The sequence below is a fragment of the Veillonella sp. S13054-11 genome, from assembly GCF_002959795.1.
Classification (GTDB): Bacteria; Bacillota; Negativicutes; order Veillonellales; family Veillonellaceae; genus Veillonella; species Veillonella parvula_E.
This window is the reverse complement of record NZ_PPCY01000004.1, coordinates 285761-312721: the sequence shown is the minus strand read 5'-3', so window position 1 is coordinate 312721 and position 26961 is coordinate 285761. Positions and strand designations below refer to the sequence as shown.

Here is a 26961-nt window from a genome sequence, read left to right as displayed (position 1 = left end):
AAATAGTTTATATCTATAAAACCAAAAGACCGATTACAATCCTTCAATAGGAATGTAGTCGGTCTTTTTTTATATACCCTTACATATATGAATATTTAATTCAAGTATTCCTTAACACTATAGTACTAACAAATAACATCCCCATATTATTTGTGTCCGCTATATTTACCATTAATTAAAAGTTATGACGAATCCCTGCGTCAATGCGATAGGAATTGTCTATGATAGCACCAAAGTTTTTAGTGAAAGTCCCATAAATATATGTATTAGGACGTACGCTCCATGAACCACCTAACTCAAAATCTAGCCATGTATCTTTAAGGTTCACTTCACTACCTGTGGTTGGCTCACCGGTCATGCTATAAGTAGCTTTCATTTTACCAGAGAATTCATGCGCTAATGCAGCTTTGAGGAAGAGATTGCTGTTCTTACTTTCCTTACCAATACCTACAGCGATACGACCGATAACGGAATTCACTGCATCGGAGTTAATATGCACTGTGCTACCTGTATTTGTACGAGCATCAAAGTTTACACCAGACAATCGACTAAGCGTCAATTCTGCGTTAGGATCGATGTAAAAACCATTGTCTTTCTTGATTCGTTTACCATATTCAACGCTCAAAGAGGTACCTGTATTGCTGTAATCTCCGCTCAAACTTGTACCCAAGCTATTGCGTACAGTGAAATCATTTTTCAAACGACTTACTTTACCAATAACATCGAAGTAACGACCATCATTGTATTGTTTTGCACCGTATAATGCTAAGCCCGCAGTTTTACCAGACCCTGAACCTAAAGCGTAATCGCTATTGCTTGTACCATATAACAAAGCCCCACCAATAGTCCAATCGCCACGCAATGTGTCATAGCCTACTTGCGCCATGTTATAGGTTTGATTTACATAGGCGCTGTCTGTAATTTTAGATTTACCACCGATGTATTTTCCCCATACACCATGCTTATTGGAGTTGAGTCGCACATCCCCAAGGCGACGTTGTAAATCATTCGTATCGGCTCTCATTTGCATCACAGAGGCGGCTAACGCACTCTTAGCACCAGATACAACTTCGCTTTCACGCGCTGTCACAACCGCTTGGTCAGTAATACTAGGTTTCCCATCAACAGTAAAGCTATCTGTACCAAGCTTAGTAGAATATTCAGGGCTAATAAGGCCTGAATCGACTTGAACATTTACATCTAAATTACGTTCACCCTTAGTAAAGCCAGCGTATGTTAATTTATTAGCCAACTTCTGCAAAGTGCCTCGTGGGTTGTCTACATTTACATACCCTTTAAGTGCATCTGCCGAACTGCGCATAGTCACAGAAGAACCTTTATCAGCATGGTTGATAACGACTTTGCCCTTACCTTGTGCAGTCGCAGGGGCTCCCTTTTCATAGTCGATAACTGCATGACCAGCATAGTTGTTAATAGTAATAGGTCGTGGATCTACGGCTTGGATAATACCTTGACTACTTATATCTTTACCACCAATGAAATGCTCTACACGACTACCTGTATATAAATAGTTTGCATTATTAGGGCGACCTTGTGTAGGATATACGCGTTCAGCTCCTAACCATTCATTGCGCCAAGTCGCACCATTTTGTAAGTACAATCGTAGACCACCATGGTACGGATTGTTGTTGCTTTCATCAAATTCATTAAGTACGCCCCCTACCAGTTTAGAATTTGGTGTTGTTAAGCCTAATGAAATATGTGAGCCATGGTTATGTGGATTCTTGTCGATACCATAGTTTTTATCTAAAAATCCTATATTACCGTACATCTTCACATCATTCGTTCCCGGATGTAAGCCATCCATACCCGTATTTACATAAACAAAACCTTCTTCAGATAATGCAGAATAGGTATCAGAGGTATCTAAAGGATATGTTTTTACATCGGCCCCACCTAGTATGCGAATATATCCATCTTTATTAGCTTGCAAACCAACGCCAACAGCATCGACTTTAGCATTACCCTTTACGGTAATTCGAGTATCATCGTTATTTCCATCATTAGTAAGTCCACCATAACCAGCATAGATACCGCTCATGTAATAATGTGCCAAATCAGGTCTACGTTTCGCGCCACTTTCTGCAGGCGCTGGATTTTTAACTGTTACAGTTACATTTTTATCGATGGCCACTTGTGTCCCATCAAGGGCGTAAATACCTGTAACATTATTATGATATTTTGTTCCATTTACACCTAAACCTGATACATTAACAGTTAAGTCATCTGTATAATGTCTCTTTTCCCCCCACAAATTAAGGCCAATGGATTTTCCGTCTGTATGACTTTCCACAGTTGTGGCTGATACCATGGTAAAAGCATTAGCACCTGTTACGATTAATGCAGCAATAACAGCAGCTTTTACATTTCTTCTCATGTTATACCTCCTTAACACTTCAACTATGAACATAACTAACTAACATAACCAATTTAATTGTATCTAGATTCAGGGTATATGTGTCAATTTCTACTCATATGATTTTTTATTTGTCCCCTATAACAACACGCTATGTATCGATATAATTGTGCACAAATTACTTGTTTAAATTAGATATTAATTATTTTCTATACCATCTAATAAATTCTATAGAAAAATATTAAAAGCTATTAATTTTATGCTATAATAAATATGTTAATTATTAAATTTCAACTTATATAGGAGGCTAATATGAATATTCGTATTGGTATCGTTGGTTACGGCAACTTAGCTCGTGGCGTAGAAGCATCTGTTCAGTTACAACCTGATATGGAGCTCATCGGCGTATTTTCTCGCCGTCAAGGTATTGAAACTGTATCTGGTGTACCTACTTACACGATGGAAGATATTCCTAACTTTAAAGGCAAAATCGATGTAATGGTTCTTTGCGGTGGTTCTGCAACAGATCTTATCGAACAAACACCGATGGTAACAAAATACTTTAACTGTATCGATTCCTTCGATACACATGCACGTATTCCTGAACACTTCGCTAATGTAGACAAAGTAGCTAAAGAGGCCAAAACTGCTACATTAATTTCTTGTGGTTGGGATCCAGGCATGTTCTCTTTGCAACGCGTTTACGCGGAAGCAATCTTACCAAAAGGTAAATCCTACACATTCTGGGGTCGTGGTGTATCCCAAGGTCATTCCGATGCCATCCGTCGTATCGATGGTGTTCTTGACGCTCGTCAATATACTGTTCCTAAAGAACAATACCTAGAAGCTATCCGTAACGGCGAAACTCCAGATGTTGATGGCTATAAAGGCCACCTTCGTGAGTGCTACGTAGTAGCTGCTCCCGATGCGGACAAAACTAAAATCGAAAACGAAATCAAAACTATGGAAAACTACTTCGTAGGCTATGAAACTGTAGTCAACTTCATTTCCCAAGAAGAACTTGATCGCGACCATAAAGGCATTCCACATGGTGGCTTCGTTCTTCGCTCTGGTGAAAGTACAGAAGGCACACGTCACGTTATTGAGTACTCCTTGAAACTTGACTCTAACCCTGAATTCACAGGCTCTGCACTTGTTGCTTACGCTCGTGGTCTCTACCGACTTGCTAAACACGGCGGCACAGGTTGCTACACCGTATTCGACATTCCACCAGCTTGGATTTCCACACAATCTGCTGAAGAATTAAGAGCACATTCTCTATAATAGAGTGAGGTCCTCATAGACTTAATAGATGAGGGCCTTTTTCATACACATTAAAAGAGACCATCTTAAGATGGTCTCTTTTTTGTCCTATAAGTCTATTTTTACTCTTAATTAATACCAACGTGTTAACGGCAACTCATTCGTAACACCTTTTGTCATCAAAATTTGATGCAAGTCCATATTACCGATGTAGAAACCTGCCGCACACCCACAAAGATACAGATCCCACATGCGTACGAATTCACTCCCCCGTTTCGCCTCTACTTGCTCACGGACGCCTTGGAAATTGTTATACCAATGCATTAAAGTCTTATAATAGTGATACCGTAAACTTTCAACATCAATGACATTCATATCATAGTCATAAGCGAGGCTGACCATTTCGCGAAGGGACGGCAAACATCCACCCGGAAAGATATATTTACGAATCCAGGCACTTGTTTCCTTTTCAGAGGGGTCACTGATGTAATGAAGCAGGAACAAACCTCCGTCTTTAAGCATATCCGATGCGTCCTCCATATACAGAGGAAAATTAGGCCGACCTACATGTTCAAGCATGCCGATGCTGACAATACGGTCAAAGGTACGTCCGGAAGCTGCTACGTCGCGATAATCTATAAGTTCAATCTCAACCTGTCCTTCAAGGCCATATTCTTTAATGCGTTCCTGTCCTTTTTTCCATTGTTCTTCGGAAAGAGTACACCCATAGCCCTTAACCCCATATTTACGAGCCGCTTCAATGAGAAGGAATCCCCATCCGCAACCGATATCAAGTAAAGTCATTCCCTCTTTTAAGTACAATTTATCGAGAATATGATGAACCTTTTGATATTGCGCATCTTTAAGACTATCATTCTCATGCTTAAAATACGCACAGGAATAGCTCATGGTTTCATCGAGCCACAATTTATAGAATTCATTGCCTAAATCATAATGGGAAGATACTTGTTGTTTTTGATCTTTCTTTTTAAGACCTGCATTAAAGAGCGAGCTAAGTACCTTACGATTGATAGAGTCCTTACCTACATGACCAAGGACTACACAAAGGGCTTTAAACAAATCCCCTTCAATTTCGATATCTTTACGCATATACGCTTCACCGAGGGCGAGTTCTGCGGATATTAACAAATCCTTCTTGGGAATATCGCGATTAACGATGACGGTAAACTCGGATTCTCCGTCACCGATTGTATATTCATTATCTCCAATTTTTACGGTAAAACAATGATCATTAAAGCGTTCTAAATAATGGACTAAGAAACTATCAAATAGCTTGGAAAACATACTGAACTTCCTTTCCTATTAGCTTTCACAATATAGTTTTAGAAATATATATATTAACATGATTGGATACATTCTATACCCTATTAATATATACACCTATAAATTATATCTATATAGTTACGGCGAATAAAAATCTATATTAATCCTATATTTTAATATGAACTTATCACATTATTTAAGTAATATATTTAACTCTATTTATATTATAGCACTTTGAAATAATCTATTTTATATTTATAGAGTAACTCCATCCTATTAGTATGGTATAATATTTATTTGATAAGGTTTATAACAAACTATTGCTATAAACTTTCACAAAGAACGAAATCAATTTGTTAATAAAAGGTGGTACCATGAGCACAAATTTAGAAGTAGGCATCGTAGGCCTTCCAAATGTTGGTAAAAGTACATTATTCAACGCTATCACAAAAGCGGGCGCTGAAGCTGCCAACTATCCATTCTGTACAATTGAACCTAACGTAGGTGTCGTTGACGTTCCAGATAATCGTTTAGCTGTATTGGCTGAAATGTTCGGTTCCAAACGCATCCTTCCTGCTGCTATGCGCTTCGTAGATATTGCTGGCCTCGTAGAAGGTGCATCCAAGGGCGAAGGTTTGGGTAATAAATTCCTTAGCCATATCCGCCAAGTAGATGCGATAGCACAAGTTATTCGTTGTTTCGATGACCCTAACATCACTCACGTTTCTGGCTCTATTGACCCAATCCGTGACATCGAAATCATAAATACTGAGCTTTGCCTTGCAGACCTTGAGTCCGTAGAAAAACGCAAACAACGTATTGAAAAAATTGCTAAATCTGGCGACAAAGATGCACGTGCTGAATTACCATTATTAGAACGCATCATCGAAGGTCTTGGTGAAGCAAAACCCGTTCGTGCACAAGGTCTTGATGAAGACGAATTAGAAATGATCAAAGAGTTGACATTGCTTACAGCTAAACCATCTCTTTATGTAGCCAATATTTCCGAAGATGAAGTATCTGATTACTCTTCCAACGAATATGTAAAACGCGTAGAGGAATATGCGAAAAATGAAGGCGCTGGCATCGTTGTTGTGTCCGCTCGTATCGAATCTGAAATTGCAGAGTTATCCGAAGAAGAATCTGCTGCATTCCTTGAAGATCTTGGTCTTGAAGAGTCTGGCTTAACTAAACTTATCAAAGCAAGTTATGCACTTTTAGGTCTTATCAATTACTTCACAGCTGGTGAAATGGAAGCTCGTGCTTGGACGATTGTAAATGGCACCAAAGCACCTCAAGCTGCTGGTAAAATTCACTCGGATATTGAAAAAGGCTTTATCCGCGCTGAAATTGTATCCTTTGATGACTTACAAGCTTGTGGTAGCCAAAATGCAGCTAAAGAAAAAGGCCTCGTACGCCTTGAAGGTAAAGACTACGTTATGAAAGACGGCGATGTAACCCATTTCCGCTTCAATGTATAAACAAACTTATATAACAAAAACCAGTAAATCTCAGGATTTACTGGTTTTTTATTACTAATTATAACCTTTATATAATATTATTTATCGTCTTTATGAAGAACATTTTTGACGCCACTAATCGCACCATCTACAGCATCTTTAACATCTTCAGATGCTTTTTTGAGATCTTCAGCAACATCATGTGCAGCGTCTTTAACTTTTGCAGCTGTATTTTCTACAGCACCTTCTGCTTCCAATTTTTTGTCACCAGTTAATTTACCGGCATTTTCTTTTAATGCACCTTTAGCTTGATTTAATTTATCTTCTAATGCCATAATTATGATCCTTTCATATAAAATCATTTATAGCTATGTTAGCTATACTTTAAAAAAAAGATTACTATCCCTTTTTCCCGAAGAAAAACGAAACAACAGCAACAACAATTACAGCACCAAGAACAGAAGGAATTAATGCCATGCCAGCTAAGCTAGGACCCCATGTGCCAAATATTGCTTGACCCACAGACGAACCAACTAAACCAGCAACAACATTGGCAATAACACCCATTGCTCCACCTTTGTTAGTGATGGCTCCTGCAAGAAAACCGATAAAACCACCAACAATAATTGACCATAACATACAATCACTCCTTCCTATTTAATCAATATATTTATAATATCCTACAAAAAAACGAAATTTATAAATATTATAAATAATATGTATATTTATAATATAACATTCATTTCTAAAGATTAAATGAAGAAATCCGATATAGTTATAAAAGTCGCAATCGATTAAACTACTGTAACAATTTCATCCATTGTGCGACGTGTTTTATTGCGATGCGGTTCTTCATCGCGATAACCAAAAGCAGCCATTACAGCAATGCCAAAGTGCTTTGTATCAAAGAGCCCTAATTCATCACCTAAAAAAGCTGTCATCTTATCTTGATTAAAGCCTTCCAATGCACAGGAATCAAGGCCTTCATAAGCAGCCATAGTCATCATGTTAGCCATTACAATATACGCTTGCTTAGAAGACCAATCAAAGGCAGCACGATCAGACTCAAATGTTTTATAGTCTTCAGTTGTGAACTGAGCATATTTTTCTTTATAAATAGCATCGACTTCAGCAGGTAATTGTTTCACCTCTTCTTGAATGTAGCGTACATAAGGGGAATCAAATTCCAAATCCACCTTTTTACGTGTTAAGAACACTACGAAATGACTCGCTTCAAGACCAGCTTGAATACCCCAACCATAAGCTTTCATCTTTTCACGGATTTCAGGATTTTGAATAACTAATAATTGGTAAGCTTCAAAACCTAAGGAGGTTGGAGACAAGCGCGCCGCTGTTAAGATACCTTGCCAATCATCATCAGAAATCTTTTTAGCGCTATCAAATTTCTTACATGCATAGCGATATGTCATAGCATATTCTAAATCTTTACGATCAAATTTAGGGGCTTTTAATTTTACATTTTCTATTTCATATTTACTCATATCTAACTCCTTATCGAAATGACATTACATAATAAAGGACTTACTTTATCATATCACCTTTGTAGGTTCGTCCCCAGTCACACATGGCCATGATAATAGGACGTAGCGTTTCGCCAAATTCAGTGATACTATATTCCGTCTTTGGTGGCACCACTGGATAAATCTCTTTGTGGATGATACCTTCTGCTTCTAAATCCTTCAATTGTTGTGAAAGCATCTTAATCGTCGCTTGAGGAATGAGTTTTTGTATCTCATTAAATCGCAACGTTCCATCTGTCATCAAATGATACAGAATAATAGATTTATACTTACCTCCTACTACACTGAGGGATGCCTCTACAGGACAATTAAATAATTTTTCTTCCATAGAAACCTCCTCATTTAATAGTATCACGAGCCTTAATTAGCAACAAATAGTTTCTATTATTTATTAACACTTTTAGCAGCACTTACCAGACCATCAAGCCAATCTTGATGACCATTAAGCATCGGATTTGGTTTAGCTATATGTAATTCTTTCGCAGGCTCACCTACTTGTGTTTCTTGTGTCAAAATACGAACTACACCATAATCAAGCTCTTCCACAAGCCATGCATGAATAACATCTAGTCGCTCAGCAGTGCCAACTTCACCAGCCCAACCATGCCAAGAAATTCGACCAGGTTGATTTTCACTAGGTGCTACATATTCTACAACCTCTGCATCCACAGGGAAACCAAAGGTTTTAAAGAAGAAACGTGTATTAGATATAAGATGTGTATCTTCTTGATTAAGCATCTTAATATCGCTAGAGTTGCTGTAGTAAGAAGGCCATGTAGCAGCATTTGTTAAGTATTCCCATACAGCCTCTACAGTGATACCTTTTACAATCACCTCATTAGATACATAGTTATCAGTTAAACCTGGTAAGTATTCTTTTGGCCAGTTAATAGCATTCATTGTTGTATTCATAATAAACTCCTTTTATAGTATCAATTTTATTAGTTTTCAGCTGATGATGTCAGTATAAACCATATGGTATATTCCAACAAGAACGCACAAAAAAGTCACATAGTTACAAAAAAGTAACTATGTGACTTAATTTTTATCTACTAAGCTTCATATGGTACGGCCAGTTCGCCCTTTTCATACCAAAATAAGCCAGATGTACTAATTTTATGTTCTTTTAAAATGGTCTTTACTTGATCCACTATACTTGAGTCTATTGCAATAGATAAACCGCACATATCGTAAAGCTCTGGGGGGGTGGCCATCAACTGATGAGGCACCTCTAATTCTGTTAACACCTTGTCTGCCTTATCTCCAAAATAATAAGAGGTAAAAACTACAAGTAATTTTTTATTTTCCAATGCCTCACCTCCTACCAAAGTAGATACGATTAAATGTCTTTCATCTCAATGATTCATTCTAGAAATAAGAAATCTACTTTAAATCAGTAGCTCTAAATCGATATATCAAAATAAAATACTAATATTATAGTTTAACAATATTATCTCCAAGGATTGCATCTGTAATAGCGTACATATTAGTAATACTGCCTACGCCTAGCTCATCTTTCACACCAAAGTAATCAAGGCAAATACCGCATGCTGCAATTTCTACACCAAGCTCAGCTAATTTCTTGATATTTTCCAAATGAACCGAATCATTGACTACCATCTTAACACTGCTATTGATGAAATAAATCTTAGAAGGCTTTACGTCAACTTCAAGCATACATACCCAGAAGGTTTTCATCAAATTTCGGCCAAGCTCTTCACTACCTTCACCAAGATAATCCTTCGTCATCAAAATGACGCGATTTCCATAGTTCATAGGTTCACAACTTACTTCCGTTACCGAATTTGCATTTGGTGTCATAGTAAGATAAAAATCCTTGCCATCTTGGCGAATAGCTACACCATAACCACGAGACTTACCAAACTTTTCTACATTATCGCGGCTCACTTCATTATCTACAATTGTAGTAATAACAGCATTTGGATTCGCATCACTTACCTTCTTAGTTTCAATAACAGGTTTTGGACACAAGCTACCGCGCACATCTACCGTTAATTCCTTTGTATTGCTCATCATACACCTCTATATACATTATATAATTTGTGAAAGTATCAGCTATCAGCTATCAGCTATCAGCTATCAGCTATCAGCTATCAGCTATCAGCTAATAATAATTTAATTAAATATCTATCCTCAATAGTATAAACCTGATTTTTATAATTTTATTCTATAACGCGTACCGCTAAACCACTGAAGCTTTCAACAGTCCCCACAATAGCAGCACAGTCAATACCCGCCTTATGAAAGGCCTGAACAAGCGCCTCACCTTCGCTAGCAGGAACAGAGAATAATAACCCGCCAGAGGTTTGAGGATCAAATACAATATCCGTCCATACAGGATCCAAGGCCTCATCAACTTGCACTTCAGTTATAGCCTTGCGATTACCATAAGATGCAGCCGGAATTAACCCCATTTGAGCCGCCTCGATGACATCATCAAAAAGAGGGATATCGTAAACTTTAATATGAATCGTCACATTAGAAGCACTCGCCATTTCTACGGAGTGTCCCATGAGGCTAAAGCCTGTAACATCTGTACAAGCATGAACTGTAAAGTTATGTGCCACCTCAGCCGCTGCACGATTTAAAGTACTCATACTAGTGACGGCCTGTTCCGTGCCTACAGGGAATAAATCTGCTTTCAACGCATTATTCATAATACCTGTACCAATGCGTTTTGTTAGCACCAACACGTCCCCTACTTGAGCACCTTTATTTTTCCAAATCTGATGGGGATTTACTTGACCAGTCACAGACATCCCAAAGATAGGTTCCTTATTTTCAATGCTGTGTCCACCTACGATGGCTGCACCAGCCTCGGCTACAATCGAACCAGCCCCATTTAACACATCCGTCAAAACACCTTGCTCGACGAGAGGAACCGGAAAGCCTACGATATTCATCGCTGTTAAAGGAGTTCCACCCATAGCATATACATCGCTTAATGCATTGGCAGCTGCAATTTTACCAAATAAACCAGGATCATTAACCATAGGTGTAAAAAAATCTAAGGTTTGTACCAATGCAAAGGTATCCGAGATTTGATATACTCCAGCATCATCAGCACCAGTCATATCTGCGAGAACATGCTCGTTAGTAACGGGTGTTACAGCTTTTAGCACACGGTTTAATATATGAGGCCCAATCTTACACGCGCAGCCTCCACTTGTCACATAATCAGTAAGTCGTACCATAATTTCTCCTTACTCATTTTCCGGCAATCGAGAGATGATTTTCTTAACAGCCTTTTCAAATTTAGGGCGCGGCATCAAGAGTTGATGACCACAGCCATTACATACGATGAGAAAGTCTATGCCGATTCGCTTAACTTCCCACTCGTCACTGCCACAAGGATGTGATTTTTTCATCTTCACTACATCGCCTACGTAATATCTAACAAATGCCATGGCGCCTCCTTTAACTTCTGTCAATATTTATATATTTATTATACATAAAATAGTTGGTTCTATAAATATATACTGATTCTATAGTTCAATCGTCTATTATATAACCATAAAATGTTCGCCCTAAATATATAATGTACAGATTTGATATGTCTGCTGTTCTTATAATTAAAACCATAACACAAGAAAAATAGTATTATATAATCACCAAAAGATCACAAAAATGTTTAGCTTAATCATTATATTTTATAGGGAAATATTAGTGCATCTAAAGAAATTAACATTAATAACTAAACAATAATGATTTTTCATTTAGTTATCATTCTCAATATCAAAATAGAGATTTTTTATAAATCCCATACTATTCAATCTTTATAAATCCGCATTTTTACTACATTGATAATATTTATCATTTAGAAAATTTTCGAAATAAATTTTACAAAAAGACTTGCATTTCTCATTTAGTATGTTACAATATAGTCAACAATGATTATTCGTTAAGTATACGGATAACACATTGTATATAAAACTGTTAAGACGGCAAGTGCCGAAATACACAAATAAGTAAGTACTATTTTAAGAGTTAGGCAAGTGTCTATTTGATCTAAGAATAAGTTTTCTTACTAAGGCGAAGTCGCCCTCGAAATTGATAGAATAAGTATTCTATTCCATTGCATTCACAACCAAGTGGTTATGAATATATACGTTAAGTAACAATTTTGAAAATTATCGTAAGTACAAAGGAGTATTAAAATGGCAGAATTAAAAGGTTCTAACACTGAAAAAAATCTTCAAGCAGCATTTGCTGGCGAATCCCAAGCATTCCAAAAATATACATTCTACGCTAGTGCAGCTCGTAAAGCTGGCATGAACGAAATCGCTGACTATTTCGAAGAAACAGCTCACAACGAATCTGCACATGCTAAATTGTGGTTCAAAGCTCTTCATGGTGGCGATATTTCCGCTGATATCGAAGCTAACCTTCGCGATGCAGCAGCTGGTGAAAACTACGAACATACTACAATGTACAAAGAATTCGCTGACGAAGCTGAAAAAGAAGGCTTTGCTAAAATCGCTTTCCAAATGCGCGAAGTTGGTAAAATTGAAGCTCGTCATGAAGCTCGTTACCTTGCATTAGCAGCTCAAGTATCCGGTAACAAAGTATTCCACAATGACGAACCAGTAGCTTGGATCTGTGCTAACTGCGGTTACGTACACGTTGGTGAAGAAGCTCCAAAAGTTTGCCCTGTATGTGCACACCCACAAGCTTTCTTCCACCGTTTCGTTGAATCCATCTAATCTGTAAGTACGACACTAACTAGATTAACAACCTGTAAGTACAGATTTTAATAAAACTATACCTGTAAGTACAATCTAAACTTACAGTAAGTACTGACAACTTCCTTAACAAAAAGACGATGACATTTGTCATCGTCTTTTTTTGCATTCTTTTGCTAGATTTTTATTTTATCTACTAAATTTTTAAATTCTTCTGCTGCTTCATATGGATTATCTGCATGAGCAATAGCAGATATTACGGCTACTCCACTGGCACCTGCTTGCAAAACAGGCTTTGCGTTATCTAAGGTAATACCCCCAATACCAACGCACGGTAATGTTAGACCTTCTGCTCGTAACTCAGTAATACGATCTGGTCCGCATGGCTCTTGAGCATCAGGTTTGCTACTTGTGGCATACATAGGGCCTACACCGACACAATCTGCATACACTACATCAGTCTTATGAAGTTCCTCCACAGAGTGAATGGATATACCAACGACCTTATTCCCTACAAGATTGCGAACGTCTTCTAAACGCATATCTTCTTGTCCTACGTGAACACCATCAGCATTAACTGCCACCGCTAAGTCTACATCGTCATTAATAATGTAAAGTACATTATACATGGCACAGATTTCTTTTAACTGCTGGGCTAATTCTAGTTTCTGTTGCCCTTCTAATGTTCCTGTGCCCTTCTCTCTAAACTGAAAGCATGTCACGCCACCCCGACAAGCAGCTTCAACAGTGTCCAGTAAATGTCTTTCATTAAATCCTACATCCTGTGTGCCACTAATAAAATATACCTTTAATTGTTCGGGTACAACTACGGAGCGTATTCTGTTTCCAGATAAAAGCATCGCATCATCGAATTCATATAAGGCATCCATAAATGCCACACTAAAGCTGCCAGGTTTTACACCGCTCACCTTAACCGCACTTTCACCAGCAAGTCCATAGTAAGCCAGTGCATACGCAAGAAACTCACCGATAGACATGTTATGCATGAATGGATAATAGGAACTAAAGAATGCAGCTAAGACAGCCCCTAATAGACAGCCGGTCCCTGTTACCGCTGTCATGATTGGATGACCATGAGGAACTGCAAATACACGAGTTCCATCAGAAACGTAGTCCTCTTCGCCCGTTGCGACAACAGGACAATTAATTTGGCGTGCAAGACAATACGTTATAATTGCGCTATCCTCAACTTGTGCCCCATCTACGCCCTTACCAGAGAGAGAACTGTCAATCTTATGATTTGTATTAAGAGCATCATAGATGGCTTTAATTTCACTTTGGTTTCCTCGTAGCAACGAAATAGCATCGGTTTTAATCAAGTCTAAAACAACAGATAATCGATAAGCCCCAGCGTGACAGCCCACAGGGTCTAGCACAATAGGTACCTCATGAGCCTTCGCTAATTTAACAGCCTCTTTGTAATAGGTAACCTTATCTGGTGTAACGGTCCCAATGTTAATGAGTAGAGCCGCAGCATGAACGATAAGGTCTTTTAAGTCTTCGCTGCACTCACTCATTACGGGTGATGTACCGATGGCTAGCAAACCGTTAGCCGTAAAGGGCCGCACCACATCATTGGTAATACAAATAACAAGAGGATTTTTTTTGCGTAGAGTCTCTAATATATTCAGTTCGGACCAATTTGAACCATTTATATTTGGATTGTTGTAGGTCATATAACTATCTCCTCTAGTCATTTTTCAAAAGTTCATCCATCGTTTGAGGGCCATTTACCAATAACCCATAAGCCATATGATTAACAGGCCCACAGCCATGACCAAGGGCGGGGTTATGTTTAATAGCTAGAGCGATATAGTCCTTTGCAATACCAATAGCATCCATTACATCACGTCCTTTAGCGAGTTCTGCCGTAATAACTGCTGAGAAGGTGCAGCCCGTACCGTGAGTATGAACAGTATCATATTTAGAACTTGTCCACGTACGCACATCTCCATCTTTGGTGAAAGCATAATCCGTTGCATCATCTCCAATATGGCCGCCTTTTATAATAACCACTCGAGGTCCTAATTCATGTAAAATACGCTTAGCTGCCGTTGTGATGTCACTTTCACAAGTAATAGACATATCCGCTAACACCTCTGCCTCGCTACGATTAGGTGTAATGACTGTGGCGACCGGAATGAGTTTAGATTTTAAGAAATCGACGGCCTCATCCGATACAAGTCGATCGCCGCTAGTGGCAATCATAACTGGATCCATCACATAAGGAATGTTCTTACTCACATACGGATAGATGAGATCCATCATCTCCGGCAAAGCAATCATACCCGTCTTAACGGCTTGAGGAAGAATATCTGAATATACATCGTGTAACTGTTTTTCTATGCTTTCTAGCGATAGGTGTTCTACGTGGTGAACCCCTGTTGTATTTTGGGCTACTACGGAGGTAACCACTGCCATACCATATACATGGCGGCTTTGGAATGATTTTAGATCGGCCATAATGCCAGCGCCACCACTAGGGTCAGTACCGGCAATTGTCAATGCAGTATGTAGTTTCATTATGCCTCCTTGTGTAACAAATTACGACGAGATAAGATTTGTAATACCACGAAGCCAATACAAGCACCTGCAACAGAGCTCATGGAGAAGGATGTAATCAAAGTCAACAACGCCAACGGTTTACCTAGTAGGAAGTTAGCAATTGGATAACTTACAAGAGCACCAATAAGCCCTGTACCTATGATTTCGCCAAGAGCTGCCGCCCAGATGGCATTGTATTTCTTATATAGATACGCAGATAACCAAGCGCCAATCATACTGCCTGGAAAGGCTAAGGGAGAACCTAGCGCTAGTACATTACGTAAGCAAGAGGTACTAAAGGCGGCACCTACAGAGAATCTCGCCCCAACTATAACGGCTAAGATCACATTTATCATATGTTGAAATGGAAAAATTCGGGCCGGGCCAATGGGAATCGACGTAGTTGATAAGACGACACCTAAGGCTACACATATACTAGCAATAATCAGTTTTTTCATAATACCTCCAACTAAATAAAAAATGAGACCACCTCAAATGGAATGGTCTCGTAATAATTTAGTATTATGTTTCACTCCACTTCCCTACGCCAGTATTATCTGGATCAGGTCTAGGGTTTTGAATGGTCAATCTCAGCAAAAGCACCCCTAGTGGCAATATATATTTATACTCTAGTTATAACATCATTATACAATCTATGCAACAAAAGAATTGACGGTTCCCGCACCACCTCGTATAATGAAACCATAATGGGGTGCTCACAAGAGTGGGCTGAGAGTAAGCTAATGCTTTAACCCATAACCTGATTTGGATAATGCCAACGTAGGGAACATAGAGGATTAATAGCCGAGTTCCTGTGAGCTCGGCTTTTTCTATGACTTCCTGGCAAGGAGGACGTATGAAAGATACACACATCACACAACCACAGTTCGCCATGATATGGTTTGGTGCCGCCCTATCTATAGCGGAGATCATGACCGGTACCTATCTAGCACCCTTAGGCCTCACTCAAGGACTATATGCCATCATCTTAGGCCATATCATCGGCGGTATTCTGCTCTTTGGAGCAGGACTCATCGGTGGCCGTTTGCGGCAAGGCAGTATGAACACGACAGCCTTTAGCTTTGGTCCCTTAGGGGCAAAGGGCTTTGCCTTTTTAAATATGATCCAACTAATCGGTTGGACTAGTATCATGATTTACGATGCTATGCTTGCCTTACAAGAGCTGGCGCCCCTATCTCCTATGATTTGGACTATTGCTATTGGGGCGCTCGTCATTTTATGGCTCTTCATCGGTCTCCACAATACAGGCTATATTCAAGCTATCGTATCTGTTTTATTACTAGGCCTCACACTCTACATGGGAGTTCACATGATTTCTCAATGGCCTAGTGACAGTAGCTTCATGACTAATGGCAATATGAGCTTTATAGCAGCCCTTGAGCTATCAATCGCTATGCCACTGTCTTGGCTACCTCTCATCAGTGATTATACTCGTGAAAGCAAAAGCCCTTTCTCCGCATCACTAACAAGTGCTGCCATCTACACCGTAACGAGTGTCGCCATGTACACCTTGGGCCTTAGCGCAGCTATCTTTGGCGGTGGCGACTCCATTATTACCATCATGATGAACGCGGGCCTCGGTCTTGCAGGACTCATCGTCATCATCTTCTCAACAGTAACTACGACCTTTATGGACGCTTACTCAGCAGGTGTATCTAGTACGACCATCTATAATGGAGCATCTAGTAAAGGCATAGCGGTTATTGTAACCATTGTCGGCACCATTGCAGCCATCCTATATCCAATGGACGATATTACAGACTTTCTATACCTTATCGGCTCTGTATTTGCGCCAATGATTGCCATCTTATTGGCAGACTATTTTGTCAACCGCCAGCAAGTACAAACGCTATCGGCTTATCTAATTCGTGGGCTGATTTGGGCTGTATCTGTAGGTTTATACCATTATATGTTGCATAGTGAAAGCTCTATAGGTGCAACATTACCAGCCTTTGCAATAGCATTTATCGTAACAACCATCGTGGGATTCATAAGCAAAACTGCTAACGCCTTACTATGAGCCCATCTTCACAAGTCCAGTGCCGATCTCCAACCATTTCGGCTTCGCTTTCATCATGGGTAACCCATATACATGGCACATCCCATTCGCGAATAATAGAAACAAGATCCTCTCGAACATGCTTACGTAAATTCCAGTCTAGTGCAGATAATGGTTCATCAAGAAGCAAGATGGTTGGTTTAGAGTAAAGAGCACGCCCCAATGCAACGCGTTGCTGCTCACCACCAGACAAGCTACCTGCTTTCGTTTTACGATATTTCTCAAGGCCTAAGCGTTTTAATAAGCTGTCACACATCTCTGACGTGCCTCGTTTACTATAGGTAATATTATGTTCCACCGATAAATGTGGAAATACGATATTACCTTGTGGCATATAGCCAACTTGACGTTCTTGAGCAGGTACCCAGATTTTTTTGTCGCGATCAACCCATATAGTTTCATTATATTGAATGCTACCTGTAGTCGGTTTCACAAGCCCTGCAATGCACTTAATGAAAGTACTTTTACCACTGCCGGATTGGCCTGTTAATACTGTGATACCAGAAGGAAGTACACCATCGGCTTTCACAGTCACAGAAGGTCTCGCTACAGTAAAGGAAAATGTAATCATCGGACCTCCTAATTATTATCAATATGGCGGAACAAGGACCCCTTTGTGATGAGGTGAATCCCACTCAACAATGCCAATGTGAGCACACAAATATAAATAACTAATTCAAAGGCATCCATGTACTGCCCTGCCTCTACATAGGAGTAAATAGCTAATGGCATGGTACGTGTTACCTTTGGAATATTACCGGCAATCAAGATTGTGGCACCGAACTCGCCCATAGCTCGACAAAATGCTAAAATACTGCCCGTCAAAATGCCTTTCCAAGCGAGTGGTACAGAAATAGTAAAAAAGATACGTAACTCTGAAGCACCCAATGTGCGCGCTACGTCCTCCATATTATGATCGACAGATTGTAATGTAGAACGCACCGTCTGATAAAATAATGGAAACGCAATAACTGAAGATGCTACCACCGCACCAGATGCGGCAAACACAACGCTCATACCATGCGTCTCAAGCCATGCACCAAAGGCATAGCCTGGCGTAAACACCATGAGAAGAGCAAAGCCAACAACAACTGGTGGCAATACAAGCGGCAAGGTAATAAGTGCATCAATAATAGCCATGCCACTCCATTTACAGCGATTCATCCAATAACATGCGGCTAAACCACTTACAATCACTATGATAAGAGCTATACTTGCTACCCATAGTGATAGCCATAATGGGCTCATGTCACGCCCCCTTTCTATACACAACAACTTTAAAATATTTGCGGTATCCATTAATTCTAAAATATTTTTCAATAAGATTTATGTCCTAAATCATATGCTAGATTATTAATCAGTCCTCACTCATCACTACAAATGAGTAAAAAGGAGCATACAGTTAAAAATAATTTTATTAGTAATACCGATAATATCTCTATTGTATCATAAGAAAACGCTAGCCCTGAAAGCTAGCGTTTTACTCTTATTTAGAAGTAGAGAAACCGTATTTTTCTAACACTTTTTGGCCTTCTGGGCTCATTACGTATTGGTAGAAGTCTTTTGCCAACGCGTTGTCATATTTTTTGATAATACCGATTGGATAGATAACTGGATCATGGGAGTCAGCCGGTGTTACAGCAGAGATTTCAACTGCATCGCCCGCTGCAATAGCATCAGTTTTGTAGATGAAACCAACATCACCAGCACCTTGGCTAATGGAAGCAGTTACAGCTTTAACGTCTTTCGCATACACTACATTAGGTTCTACTTGTTCCCAAACACCTAATTTTGTTAATACTTGTTTACCATAGTTACCAGCTGGTACAGTTTCAGGATTACCTAAAACGATACGTTTAACAGAAGCAATTTGATTTAATTCAACTTTAGGTTGACCTTTTGGAACTACAAGAACGAGTTCATTAGTTACAAATGGTTTTACGTCAGTTACTAAGTCTTTCTCTTGTAACATTTTCATGTTTTTTTCGTCAGCAGAAATGAACAAACTAGCTGGCGCACCTTGTTCGATTTGTTGACGTAATGTACCAGAGCCAGCAAAGTTAATAGCAATTTGATCATCTGCTAAGTTATGGCTTTTTTTGTATGCATCTGCCAATTCGGTAAGAGCACCTTTGAGGCTTGCTGCCGCTTGTACCGTAATCTTTTCAGATGTACTTGGTTTAGCCGACTCAGCTTGTTTACTTGCATCATTACCACAACCGACTAAAAAGGCAAGCATGAAAACGCTCATTAACACTAATAAAATTCGTTTCATAATTCCTCCTGTGTATCTCTTATGCCCCATGCTACAACGCTATGATTACTCACCTCAGAGATACATAATCTAACACTAAACTAAAATATACAATATATTCATATTATACTATAAATCGATGGTTAAAGTCGTATATCTAAAATCACATATTGTATAGATATTTCTGATGATTATGATAAGTAATCATAATCAATATTTTTTTAAACCCCAAATAATATATACTATGGTATGATAATATTATAAAGAATAAGCACATTTCGTAACGCTTGTTCACCTATAACTTATATACAGCAACTGTATATTTACTATACAGTTATACGATATAGTTAAACTATGCCTTTATATTAATGAGAAACTCTAGGTGAGATGATGAATCTATTCGAATTAGTAGGCCATATCTTTATGAACTCTATGGTACCTATCCTAGTACTTATAGGGGTAGGATTTGTATTAGATAGAAAATTTAAACTCGATCTATATACACTAAGTAAACTAAACTTTTATATACTGTTGCCTACCTTTATATTTCGAGCGATGTATGAAGCTAAACTTAACTCAGGTACCTTGGAAATTGTATTCTGTGCACTGTGTGTGCTCATTCTAAACTCAATCCTTGCAGATGTGATAGGAAAGATGCAAGGTTATGATGTAGCTAAGATTGCAACCTTAAAAAACTGCGTTATGTTTAATAATGTTGGAAACATGGGTGTCGCACTTGCCATATTTGTATTCACCAACATTCCATACGTCATCGATGGAGCTACCCCCTATGCTAATTTAGGGTTAGTAAGTGTTGTATCCATCATGATCATCCAAACTATTAGCAGTAATACCTATGGATTCTACCAAGCTGGAGCTGGACGACTAACCCCTCGGGATGCACTAAAAGTCGTATTTCACATGCCCATGGTATATGCCATTCCACTGGCACTACTTTGCCACCTACTCCCTTTCGATTTACACGGTCTCTTCTTCTTTGCACCACTCAATATATTTGCTAATGCCTTCGTTGGCGTCGCTATGATTGCCTTAGGTGTGCAAATTAACAGAACACCACTAAACTTCTTTAAGATGGATGTCATGCTTGCTACCACATTACGACTCATTGTGAGCCCACTCATAGCAGCTGGTATTACCATACTATTCATTATGTTCTACGGCCCTATGCATCCAATAGCGGCACAAACTATCATCATAACCTACAGCGTACCTACCGCTATCAATATGTCTCTTATTGCTATTGAAATGAAGAATAATCCAGAATATGCAACACAAATCGTAATGGGGACTACCATTTTATCCGCTATAACTATGCCACTGTTTATTACTATAGCCTATTACCTATTCCCATTATATTAAAATAAAAAATCACTCATAGCCATATGGCTATGAGTGATTTTTTATACCTTAGCATTTAGCCTTGTTAAACAAGTTACACAAGCTGTAACAATTATAGCACCGATAATTTCATTCAAAGCTAAATTATGATTAAGAATAACTACATCTAAACCTAAAGTAACTATTGGTCCCATTGCACTAATAACTGCTGCAAGAGATGCATTAATTTTTTTAAGACCAAAAGACATCAAGTATGAAGGAATGATAGAACAAAAAATGGCCAAAAATACTAAATAAATCATAGTATGAGTTTGAAGCGTTAAAAAAGTAGTAAAATTTTTGCTATCAATTATAAAGCCAAAAAGTAAAAGTACTGTAGTTATACACATATAAGTACTAGTAAAAATAGTAGGACTAATATTCGAAACAGCCCTCTTACTATAAATAATAAACAACGCCCAAAAGATGGCAGAAAGTAAAACTAGTGAAATACCTATTAAAGTATCTATAAGGTGGTTATCAACGGTAGGATTAAACATAATTGCTAAGCCTAGCACAGTAGATACAATTAGAACTACTTTTGAAAATGTAATGCGTGATAAATCTGAAGATAACAGAAAAACGTAAATTGGAAATGTAAATAGAACAGCACGTTCTAATGAGGCAGATATATATAATAATCCTATAAAGTCAGCTATAGATGAAGATAAATAAAGAATAGCTCCAAAAAATGAGTATTTAAAAACCTTACTTTTATTCACGCTATTCCAATCAAAACGAATCATTGGTATAAGAAAAAAAGGTAATGATAAAACAGCCCTACACGCAAGAACATTCACGGGGCTCAGTGAATCTAAATAAATTAATTTTGCCCATATAGATTTTGTTGATAAGAATACAGTAGCTAAAAATACCACTAATATTCCTATATTTTTCATTAACAGATTCACTTTATATACTTCTCCATAATCAGATACAACTCAGATTAAATATAAAAACACATTTCCTCCTAAATAGGACGAAATGTGTTCATGATACTAAAATGTAATTATTGATGAGCTACGTGTTCCATCCCCATGCGAACTAAACATTCAACATGATCATCGTTTAGAGAATAGTATGCTGTTTTCCCATCTTTACGATATGTAACAAGGCGTGCTTGACGCAATACACGCAATTGATGAGAAATAGCAGATTGTCCCATCTCCATGGTTTCTGCAATGTGATTAACACACATTTCATTTTCTAGTAATAGCTCTACTATTTTAAGGCGTGTAGGATCACCCAAGATTTTAAACAGTTCTGCTAGCTTCAGCAATGATTCTTGTTTGTCGGTCATATAATCCCCCTTTTTCAATCCTATCCATTCTTTTTTGTAGCTCTTCTGTGTCACTAATCGATACGTCTTAACGTATAACGCCAATATGTATGGCATACATATAAATATTATATCATTTTTAACATAAAAAAGAGACTTTGAGAAACCAAAGTCTCTTTTTTTATCATATCTATATAAGATATAAATTATTTAATGATTAATACAGGGCAAGTGGAGTGGCTAGTTACATAGCTACTTACGCTACCCATGAATAAGCCTTTCAAAGGGCCAAGACCACGGCTACCCATTACGATGAGATCAGCATTGTATTTTTTTGCCACTGCAAGTAGTGCAGGACCAGGGGAGCCAACTTCGAAAACACTTTTAACTTTTACGCCTGCAGGAATTTCTTTCACTACATCATTAAGAATTTCCTTACCAGTTTCTTCCATATCCTCAGCAATTTGCTCAGATACGTATCCACCAGAAATTGGTGTTTGATCAAAATTGGAAATAGCAGACACAATATTTGCAACGTGAACAACAATCAATTCAGCTTGGTTGCGATCCGCTACAGCGAGAGCATGTTCCAACGCACGTTTAGCATTTTCAGAACCATCAGTAGGTACGACAATAGTTTTGTAGGTAACCATAATAACCCCTCCTATTCCTAATCCCTCAAAGGGGATATGATCAAATATCGTTTAGCCTATACTAATATATTCTAGACCATCAAGGAAAACTCCTCTTTTTTCTGAGGATTTATTACATTATAGCACAAATCGTACAGAATTATACAAATAAAAGAATATTATGCGTATATTAAAGAACTTGAGACGATTGGTTTGTATTGAGTGTAGTCGTCAATTTAAAGCCATCTAATATATCTATAAGTTCCTGAGTAGCAAGATTACTACCGGATGGACCAATCATTCGAGCTACTGCCACATTACCTTCATTGCCAAGAATAATCGTTGCGCCAAAGGATACTGGTTCCGCTACAGATGTATCAGACGTATTTGGATTTTTCATATGGCCCGCCAAATAGAACATCACATTACCGTCAATGATATGCGTTTCATAACGAGTAATCGTGGCCTTGTTCACATCAACCAATTGTTTAAGATAATAATCACCAAGCATCTGCTTAGCCATCATAGTTGGCATGCCGGAGCTAACAGCTTGTACTGGAATTGTAAAGGACTCAATGTCGAGGCGTACATTATGTTTAGTGAAAGCAATCTTCCCCTTTTCATTAAGACGGGTAAAGCCTTTCGGATAGGTAAATTTGATGCCTTCTGCAACACTGATATCGCTTGTGCCGGTTAATATTTTTTTTACCCCTTTAATAGCATTAGAACCGCGCTTATTGATCAATTCAAAGGATGGGATTGTATGCTCCATCAAACCTAGCTCCATAAACTCTGCACGAACAGGAGCATAGGTGCTAGACAAATTGTACCGATGAGTTGGATCTTTTTCCATGATAAATTCTGCTTCAAATACAGACTGAACCGGCTCTGTAGATGTCATGTCCGCATAAGATTTTGGTGTACTCTTATCCCAGCGTGCGGAAACTGCACCTTTCTTAGTAAAGAACCCACCAACAATATCGTTATGCTCAAAGTTATTGCTATGTTGGCGCCAAATATTCAAATACTCCTCATTAGACATGCCCTTAATAGGTACACCATACCAAGTTGTATTCCATTCTTTTTGAGATACTCCTTCTTGCGGTGTATTATTGCGCTTAGTAAAAGATACTGTATAGGAATCCTCTTGCGTAGGGCCCGCTAAATTAAAGGAATACCCTTGAATATGTTCGCTTTCACTACGCACATCCATATCTAGCATAACACCATCAGCTACACGCCAAGGAATCGAGAACATATAACCATTTTTGTAATCCTTCACCACCGTGTTCATCTTAGTAGCATAGGATTTGTATTGTTCTGGCAAAATAGATGCGGAATCCTTCTGAGATTCCACAATAGATAAAGGTGTATCAGGTGTCTTCTGTAAACCTTCCGCCATAATAGAAGTCGTTCCCAAAGCCATGACAGCTAAGGTTGCCGCAAATAAACGTAACTTCATAGAACCTCCTATAACATATTATCCAAGAACGCTTTCGTTCTTTCGTTCTGCGGATGATTAAAAATTTGTTCTGGTGTTCCTTCTTCTTGGATAACACCATCAGCCATAAAGATAACACGATCCGATACTTCTCGAGCAAAGTTCATTTCATGAGTTACGATAATCATCGTCATGTGATCGTCCGCCAATTGTTTAATCGTCTTAAGAACCTCACCAGTAAGCTCTGGATCGAGAGCAGATGTAGGTTCATCAAAGAGCATAATTTCAGGATTCATCGCTAGCGCACGAGCAATAGCTACACGCTGTTGCTGACCACCAGACAAGCGAGATGGATACATATTACGTTTTTCCCATAACCCTACTTTATTGAGTAGTTGCTCCGCAATCGGTGAGATTTCATCATCTTTCATACCTTTTACCATACGTGGAGCAATCATAATATTATCTAATACCGTCATATGCGGGAACAAGTTGAAAGATTGAAATACCATCCCCATACGAAGCAATAATTCATGCTGAGTTTGAGGAGAAGCATATTTTACAACCCCATTTTCAGTACTAGCAAGAACCGTACCATCAACGGTAATAGAGCCTCCATCAATCGTTTCTAACTGGCCCAAGCAGCGTAAAAATGTGGATTTACCTGAACCAGAAGGTCCAATAATAGAAACGATTTCTCCTCTATTCATTTTAAGCGACACATCGCGCAATACTGATTGATTATTAAAGCGTTTTTCAATACGCTCCATATTTACAAATGTCATAAGTACCTCTTACGTCGTCATATTAAGTATATAACCAGCACCTCAAGTAAAGATATCTCATCTACAAAATCGCATCTATAGCATCAAATAAAAGTATCTCACCTATAAAACTAGCTACATCATTACATACGACAAACTATCATAGAATTAGATTAATCTTCGTATACAGCAAATCTTCGTTCTAAGTAGTTGAAGATATTCGTTAAAATAAAGGTAAAGATCAAGTAGAATAATGCTGCCACGAGGAATGCAGAAATATCAAAGTCACGTTGTACGATAGATTTTGTAATACGCAAGATATCATTCATCGCTAATACATATACAAGAGATGTATCTTTCAATAAGTTAATCGTCTCATTCGCAAGAGGAGGCAATACACGTTTAAACATTTGTGGCAAGATGATTTTACGCATAGTTTGTGCATAGGTAAAACCAAGCACCTTCGCCCCTTCGTACTGACCTCGAGAGATAGATTGAATGCCCCCACGGAAAATCTCACATAAATAAGCTGCGTAATTTAATACGAAGGTAAGAACTGCTGCCGTGGCATCATCCATTTGAATAGCACCGTCTGTGATGATTGGTAATGCATAATAGACGAATAAGATTTGTAGCATCAACGGTGTGCCCCGCATTAAATATACGAACGCATCGACAAGCTTATCTACTAAAGGCAATTTAGATAGGCGTAACATAGCCATTAAAATGCCACCAGGAATAGATAAAATCCATACAATACAGAATAGCGATACGGTTACCTTTAAACCATCAGCGATGGTTGGGATAATCTGCAATAAATAATCTAACATGAAAGACTCCTTCAAAACACGACTAGAGAAGGGCCATCTGGCCGCTTCTCTAGTGTACATTTCGTTCTTTAATTATCAGTTGTACCTACTGACCATAGTACTATTAGTATATCACGAATTGTACTATTTAGCATCGCTCTTATCTAAGTCTGCGCCTGAGCCTAACCATTTCTCAGCAATTTTATCAGCAGTACCGTCTTTTTTCATTTCAGCTAAGATACCATTAATTTTGTCACGCAAAGCAGTATCATCTTTGCGGAAGCCAACAGCGAAATTATCAACGCCGTAGTCAGTACCTTCTACGATTTTATATTTACCAGGTTCTTTTGTCATAAGATAACGAGCGATTACACCATCAGCAATAACCGCATCAACACGACCAATACCAAGATCCATGAAGGCACTTACAAAATCCGCATAGGATTTTGTCTCTTTAACCGTCTTACCGCTTGGGTCGTTTTGCAATGCTGCTTCACCAGTACTAGCTTGTTGCACGCCTACTACCTTACCAGCTAAATCGGCTTTTCCTTTAATGGAATCATCGTCATTACGAACAATAACATATTGTTTATCCTTCATATATGTATTGGAGAACAAAATATTTTTCTCCCGCTCAGGAGAAACTGTTAAGCCATTCCACAACGCATCAATTTTTTTAGATTTTAGTTCCGCTTCTTTACTAGACCAGTCGATAGCTTTGAACTCTACATCCATGCCAGCACGTTTAGCTGCTTCTTTAGCCATGTCAATATCAAAGCCAACGATTTCTCCTTTTTCATCTTTAAAGCCCATTGGAGGGAAACTATCATCTAAACCGATAACAACTTTCTTAGGCAATTCTGTATTAGCTTTTTTAGCGTCACCACCACAACCTGTTACAAATGCCATCATAGACACGGCTGCAAGGCCAACGGCCATCATCTTTTTCCAATTCATAACTATCCTCCACGGCGATTATCGCCCATTTACTACTTAATAATATGTTCAATACAGATTTAGATTCCGTACTTAATGATTGTATTATACTTTAGTTCGTTAAAGTTGTAAATAGTTAATTCGATGAATTTTGCATTTTTTATTTTACAGACTC

Annotated in this window: 29 protein-coding genes and 2 riboswitches; of the genes, 5 read left to right on the top strand and 24 right to left on the bottom strand. The window is 38.5% G+C overall.

Features of this window, described 5'->3' with window-relative positions:
• Positions 1-175: 175 nt before the first annotated feature.
• The gene (locus VPHSUH08_RS05315) at positions 176-2398 is read right to left on the bottom strand and encodes an autotransporter outer membrane beta-barrel domain-containing protein (RefSeq protein ID WP_105086963.1); all 2223 of its coding nucleotides are present in this window, start codon (positions 2396-2398) and stop codon (positions 176-178) included.
• Positions 2399-2689: 291 nt separating this feature from the next.
• Between VPHSUH08_RS05315 and VPHSUH08_RS05310 the strand changes: the two genes are divergently transcribed.
• Entirely contained in the window at positions 2690-3661 is a 972-nt protein-coding gene (locus VPHSUH08_RS05310; RefSeq protein ID WP_105086962.1) for a diaminopimelate dehydrogenase, read from the top strand.
• 111 nt (positions 3662-3772) lie between these two features.
• Here the strand turns inward: VPHSUH08_RS05310 and VPHSUH08_RS05305 are convergent, their stop codons facing one another.
• The gene (locus VPHSUH08_RS05305) at positions 3773-4945 is read right to left on the bottom strand and encodes a cyclopropane-fatty-acyl-phospholipid synthase family protein (RefSeq protein WP_105086961.1); all 1173 of its coding nucleotides are present in this window, start codon (positions 4943-4945) and stop codon (positions 3773-3775) included.
• A gap of 353 nt (positions 4946-5298) precedes the next feature.
• On the opposite strand from VPHSUH08_RS05305, the gene ychF reads away from it, so the two are divergent.
• The gene (ychF, locus tag VPHSUH08_RS05300; RefSeq protein WP_105086960.1) at positions 5299-6405 is read left to right on the top strand and encodes a redox-regulated ATPase YchF; all 1107 of its coding nucleotides are present in this window, start codon (positions 5299-5301) and stop codon (positions 6403-6405) included.
• Positions 6406-6482: 77 nt separating this feature from the next.
• Here the strand turns inward: ychF and VPHSUH08_RS05295 are convergent, their stop codons facing one another.
• From VPHSUH08_RS05295 to VPHSUH08_RS05255, 9 genes are all read right to left on the bottom strand, one after another.
• A complete protein-coding gene (locus tag VPHSUH08_RS05295; protein ID WP_105086959.1) occupies positions 6483-6719 on the bottom strand; it encodes a CsbD family protein in 237 nt (78 codons plus the stop codon).
• 64 nt (positions 6720-6783) lie between these two features.
• Positions 6784-7023 (bottom strand): GlsB/YeaQ/YmgE family stress response membrane protein, encoded by a 240-nt coding sequence (locus VPHSUH08_RS05290; protein WP_004693817.1) that lies wholly within the window; start codon positions 7021-7023, stop codon positions 6784-6786.
• A gap of 155 nt (positions 7024-7178) precedes the next feature.
• Complete coding sequence (locus tag VPHSUH08_RS05285; RefSeq protein ID WP_105086958.1) at positions 7179-7886, bottom strand: NAD(P)H-dependent oxidoreductase; 708 nt, start codon at positions 7884-7886, stop codon at positions 7179-7181.
• A gap of 40 nt (positions 7887-7926) precedes the next feature.
• Positions 7927-8253: a helix-turn-helix domain-containing protein gene (locus VPHSUH08_RS05280; protein ID WP_105086957.1), complete on the bottom strand. Its 327-nt coding sequence runs from the start codon at positions 8251-8253 to the stop codon at positions 7927-7929.
• Between the two features lie 56 nt (positions 8254-8309).
• Positions 8310-8837: a hypothetical protein gene (locus VPHSUH08_RS05275; RefSeq protein ID WP_024061402.1), complete on the bottom strand. Its 528-nt coding sequence runs from the start codon at positions 8835-8837 to the stop codon at positions 8310-8312.
• A 140-nt stretch (positions 8838-8977) separates the two neighbouring features.
• Positions 8978-9235 carry a DUF3343 domain-containing protein gene (locus VPHSUH08_RS05270; protein ID WP_105086956.1) on the bottom strand — a complete coding sequence of 86 codons (258 nt, stop codon included), beginning with the start codon at positions 9233-9235 and terminating at the stop codon, positions 8978-8980.
• Between the two features lie 124 nt (positions 9236-9359).
• A complete protein-coding gene (yedF, locus tag VPHSUH08_RS05265; protein ID WP_199176059.1) occupies positions 9360-9959 on the bottom strand; it encodes a sulfurtransferase-like selenium metabolism protein YedF in 600 nt (199 codons plus the stop codon).
• 149 nt (positions 9960-10108) lie between these two features.
• Positions 10109-11140, bottom strand: a complete 1032-nt coding sequence (gene selD / locus VPHSUH08_RS05260; protein ID WP_105086954.1) for a selenide, water dikinase SelD — start codon at positions 11138-11140, stop codon at positions 10109-10111.
• A gap of 9 nt (positions 11141-11149) precedes the next feature.
• Positions 11150-11353 carry a DUF951 domain-containing protein gene (locus tag VPHSUH08_RS05255; protein WP_105086953.1) on the bottom strand — a complete coding sequence of 68 codons (204 nt, stop codon included), beginning with the start codon at positions 11351-11353 and terminating at the stop codon, positions 11150-11152.
• A gap of 750 nt (positions 11354-12103) precedes the next feature.
• On the opposite strand from VPHSUH08_RS05255, the gene rbr reads away from it, so the two are divergent.
• Positions 12104-12649, top strand: coding sequence for a rubrerythrin (gene rbr, locus VPHSUH08_RS05250; RefSeq protein WP_004693830.1), 546 nt, complete (start codon positions 12104-12106; stop codon positions 12647-12649).
• A gap of 155 nt (positions 12650-12804) precedes the next feature.
• On the opposite strand, the gene thiM is transcribed toward rbr, so the two are convergent.
• The 3 genes from thiM to thiW are packed head-to-tail and all read right to left on the bottom strand — an operon-like array spanning position 12805 to position 15651.
• Complete coding sequence (thiM, locus tag VPHSUH08_RS05245; RefSeq protein ID WP_105086952.1) at positions 12805-14325, bottom strand: hydroxyethylthiazole kinase; 1521 nt, start codon at positions 14323-14325, stop codon at positions 12805-12807.
• Between the two features lie 13 nt (positions 14326-14338).
• Positions 14339-15172, bottom strand: coding sequence for a bifunctional hydroxymethylpyrimidine kinase/phosphomethylpyrimidine kinase (gene thiD / locus VPHSUH08_RS05240; protein WP_105086951.1), 834 nt, complete (start codon positions 15170-15172; stop codon positions 14339-14341).
• The gene (thiW, locus tag VPHSUH08_RS05235) at positions 15172-15651 is read right to left on the bottom strand and encodes an energy coupling factor transporter S component ThiW (RefSeq protein ID WP_105086950.1); all 480 of its coding nucleotides are present in this window, start codon (positions 15649-15651) and stop codon (positions 15172-15174) included. Before thiW ends, thiD begins: the two co-directional genes overlap by 1 nt.
• Before the next feature lie 64 nt (positions 15652-15715).
• Positions 15716-15810: riboswitch (TPP riboswitch) on the bottom strand.
• An 81-nt stretch (positions 15811-15891) separates the two neighbouring features.
• A riboswitch (TPP riboswitch) is annotated at positions 15892-15997 on the top strand.
• 52 nt (positions 15998-16049) lie between these two features.
• On the opposite strand from thiW, the gene cytX reads away from it, so the two are divergent.
• On the top strand, positions 16050-17234 hold the full coding sequence (gene cytX / locus VPHSUH08_RS05230; RefSeq protein ID WP_105086949.1) for a putative hydroxymethylpyrimidine transporter CytX: 1185 nt from the start codon (positions 16050-16052) through the stop codon (positions 17232-17234).
• On the opposite strand, the gene VPHSUH08_RS05225 is transcribed toward cytX, so the two are convergent.
• From VPHSUH08_RS05225 to modA, 3 genes are all read right to left on the bottom strand, one after another.
• Positions 17218-17844: an ATP-binding cassette domain-containing protein gene (locus VPHSUH08_RS05225; RefSeq protein WP_105086948.1), complete on the bottom strand. Its 627-nt coding sequence runs from the start codon at positions 17842-17844 to the stop codon at positions 17218-17220. The genes cytX and VPHSUH08_RS05225 overlap by 17 nt on opposite strands.
• 8 nt (positions 17845-17852) lie before the next feature.
• Positions 17853-18521, bottom strand: coding sequence for a molybdate ABC transporter permease subunit (gene modB, locus VPHSUH08_RS05220; RefSeq protein ID WP_105086947.1), 669 nt, complete (start codon positions 18519-18521; stop codon positions 17853-17855).
• A 238-nt stretch (positions 18522-18759) separates the two neighbouring features.
• Positions 18760-19548 carry a molybdate ABC transporter substrate-binding protein gene (gene modA / locus VPHSUH08_RS05215; protein WP_021147729.1) on the bottom strand — a complete coding sequence of 263 codons (789 nt, stop codon included), beginning with the start codon at positions 19546-19548 and terminating at the stop codon, positions 18760-18762.
• Positions 19549-19917: 369 nt separating this feature from the next.
• On the opposite strand from modA, the gene VPHSUH08_RS05210 reads away from it, so the two are divergent.
• On the top strand, positions 19918-20907 hold the full coding sequence (locus VPHSUH08_RS05210) for an AEC family transporter (protein WP_021147728.1): 990 nt from the start codon (positions 19918-19920) through the stop codon (positions 20905-20907).
• 41 nt (positions 20908-20948) lie between these two features.
• Here VPHSUH08_RS05210 and VPHSUH08_RS05205 read toward each other — a convergent pair whose 3' ends face one another.
• The 7 genes from VPHSUH08_RS05205 to VPHSUH08_RS05175 all read right to left on the bottom strand — a co-directional run bounded on the left by VPHSUH08_RS05205 (position 20949) and on the right by VPHSUH08_RS05175 (position 26807).
• Positions 20949-21824: a DMT family transporter gene (locus VPHSUH08_RS05205; RefSeq protein ID WP_233189884.1), complete on the bottom strand. Its 876-nt coding sequence runs from the start codon at positions 21822-21824 to the stop codon at positions 20949-20951.
• Between the two features lie 110 nt (positions 21825-21934).
• Positions 21935-22225: a metalloregulator ArsR/SmtB family transcription factor gene (locus VPHSUH08_RS05200; RefSeq protein WP_004693850.1), complete on the bottom strand. Its 291-nt coding sequence runs from the start codon at positions 22223-22225 to the stop codon at positions 21935-21937.
• Positions 22226-22410: 185 nt separating this feature from the next.
• Positions 22411-22857: a universal stress protein gene (locus VPHSUH08_RS05195; protein ID WP_004693853.1), complete on the bottom strand. Its 447-nt coding sequence runs from the start codon at positions 22855-22857 to the stop codon at positions 22411-22413.
• A gap of 169 nt (positions 22858-23026) precedes the next feature.
• Positions 23027-24298 (bottom strand): hypothetical protein, encoded by a 1272-nt coding sequence (locus VPHSUH08_RS05190; RefSeq protein ID WP_105086946.1) that lies wholly within the window; start codon positions 24296-24298, stop codon positions 23027-23029.
• Between the two features lie 8 nt (positions 24299-24306).
• Positions 24307-25062 (bottom strand): amino acid ABC transporter ATP-binding protein, encoded by a 756-nt coding sequence (locus VPHSUH08_RS05185; protein ID WP_004693856.1) that lies wholly within the window; start codon positions 25060-25062, stop codon positions 24307-24309.
• 152 nt (positions 25063-25214) lie between these two features.
• Positions 25215-25871 (bottom strand): amino acid ABC transporter permease, encoded by a 657-nt coding sequence (locus tag VPHSUH08_RS05180; RefSeq protein ID WP_004693858.1) that lies wholly within the window; start codon positions 25869-25871, stop codon positions 25215-25217.
• A gap of 123 nt (positions 25872-25994) precedes the next feature.
• A complete protein-coding gene (locus VPHSUH08_RS05175) occupies positions 25995-26807 on the bottom strand; it encodes an amino acid ABC transporter substrate-binding protein (protein ID WP_004693860.1) in 813 nt (270 codons plus the stop codon).
• Positions 26808-26961: the final 154 nt, after the last annotated feature.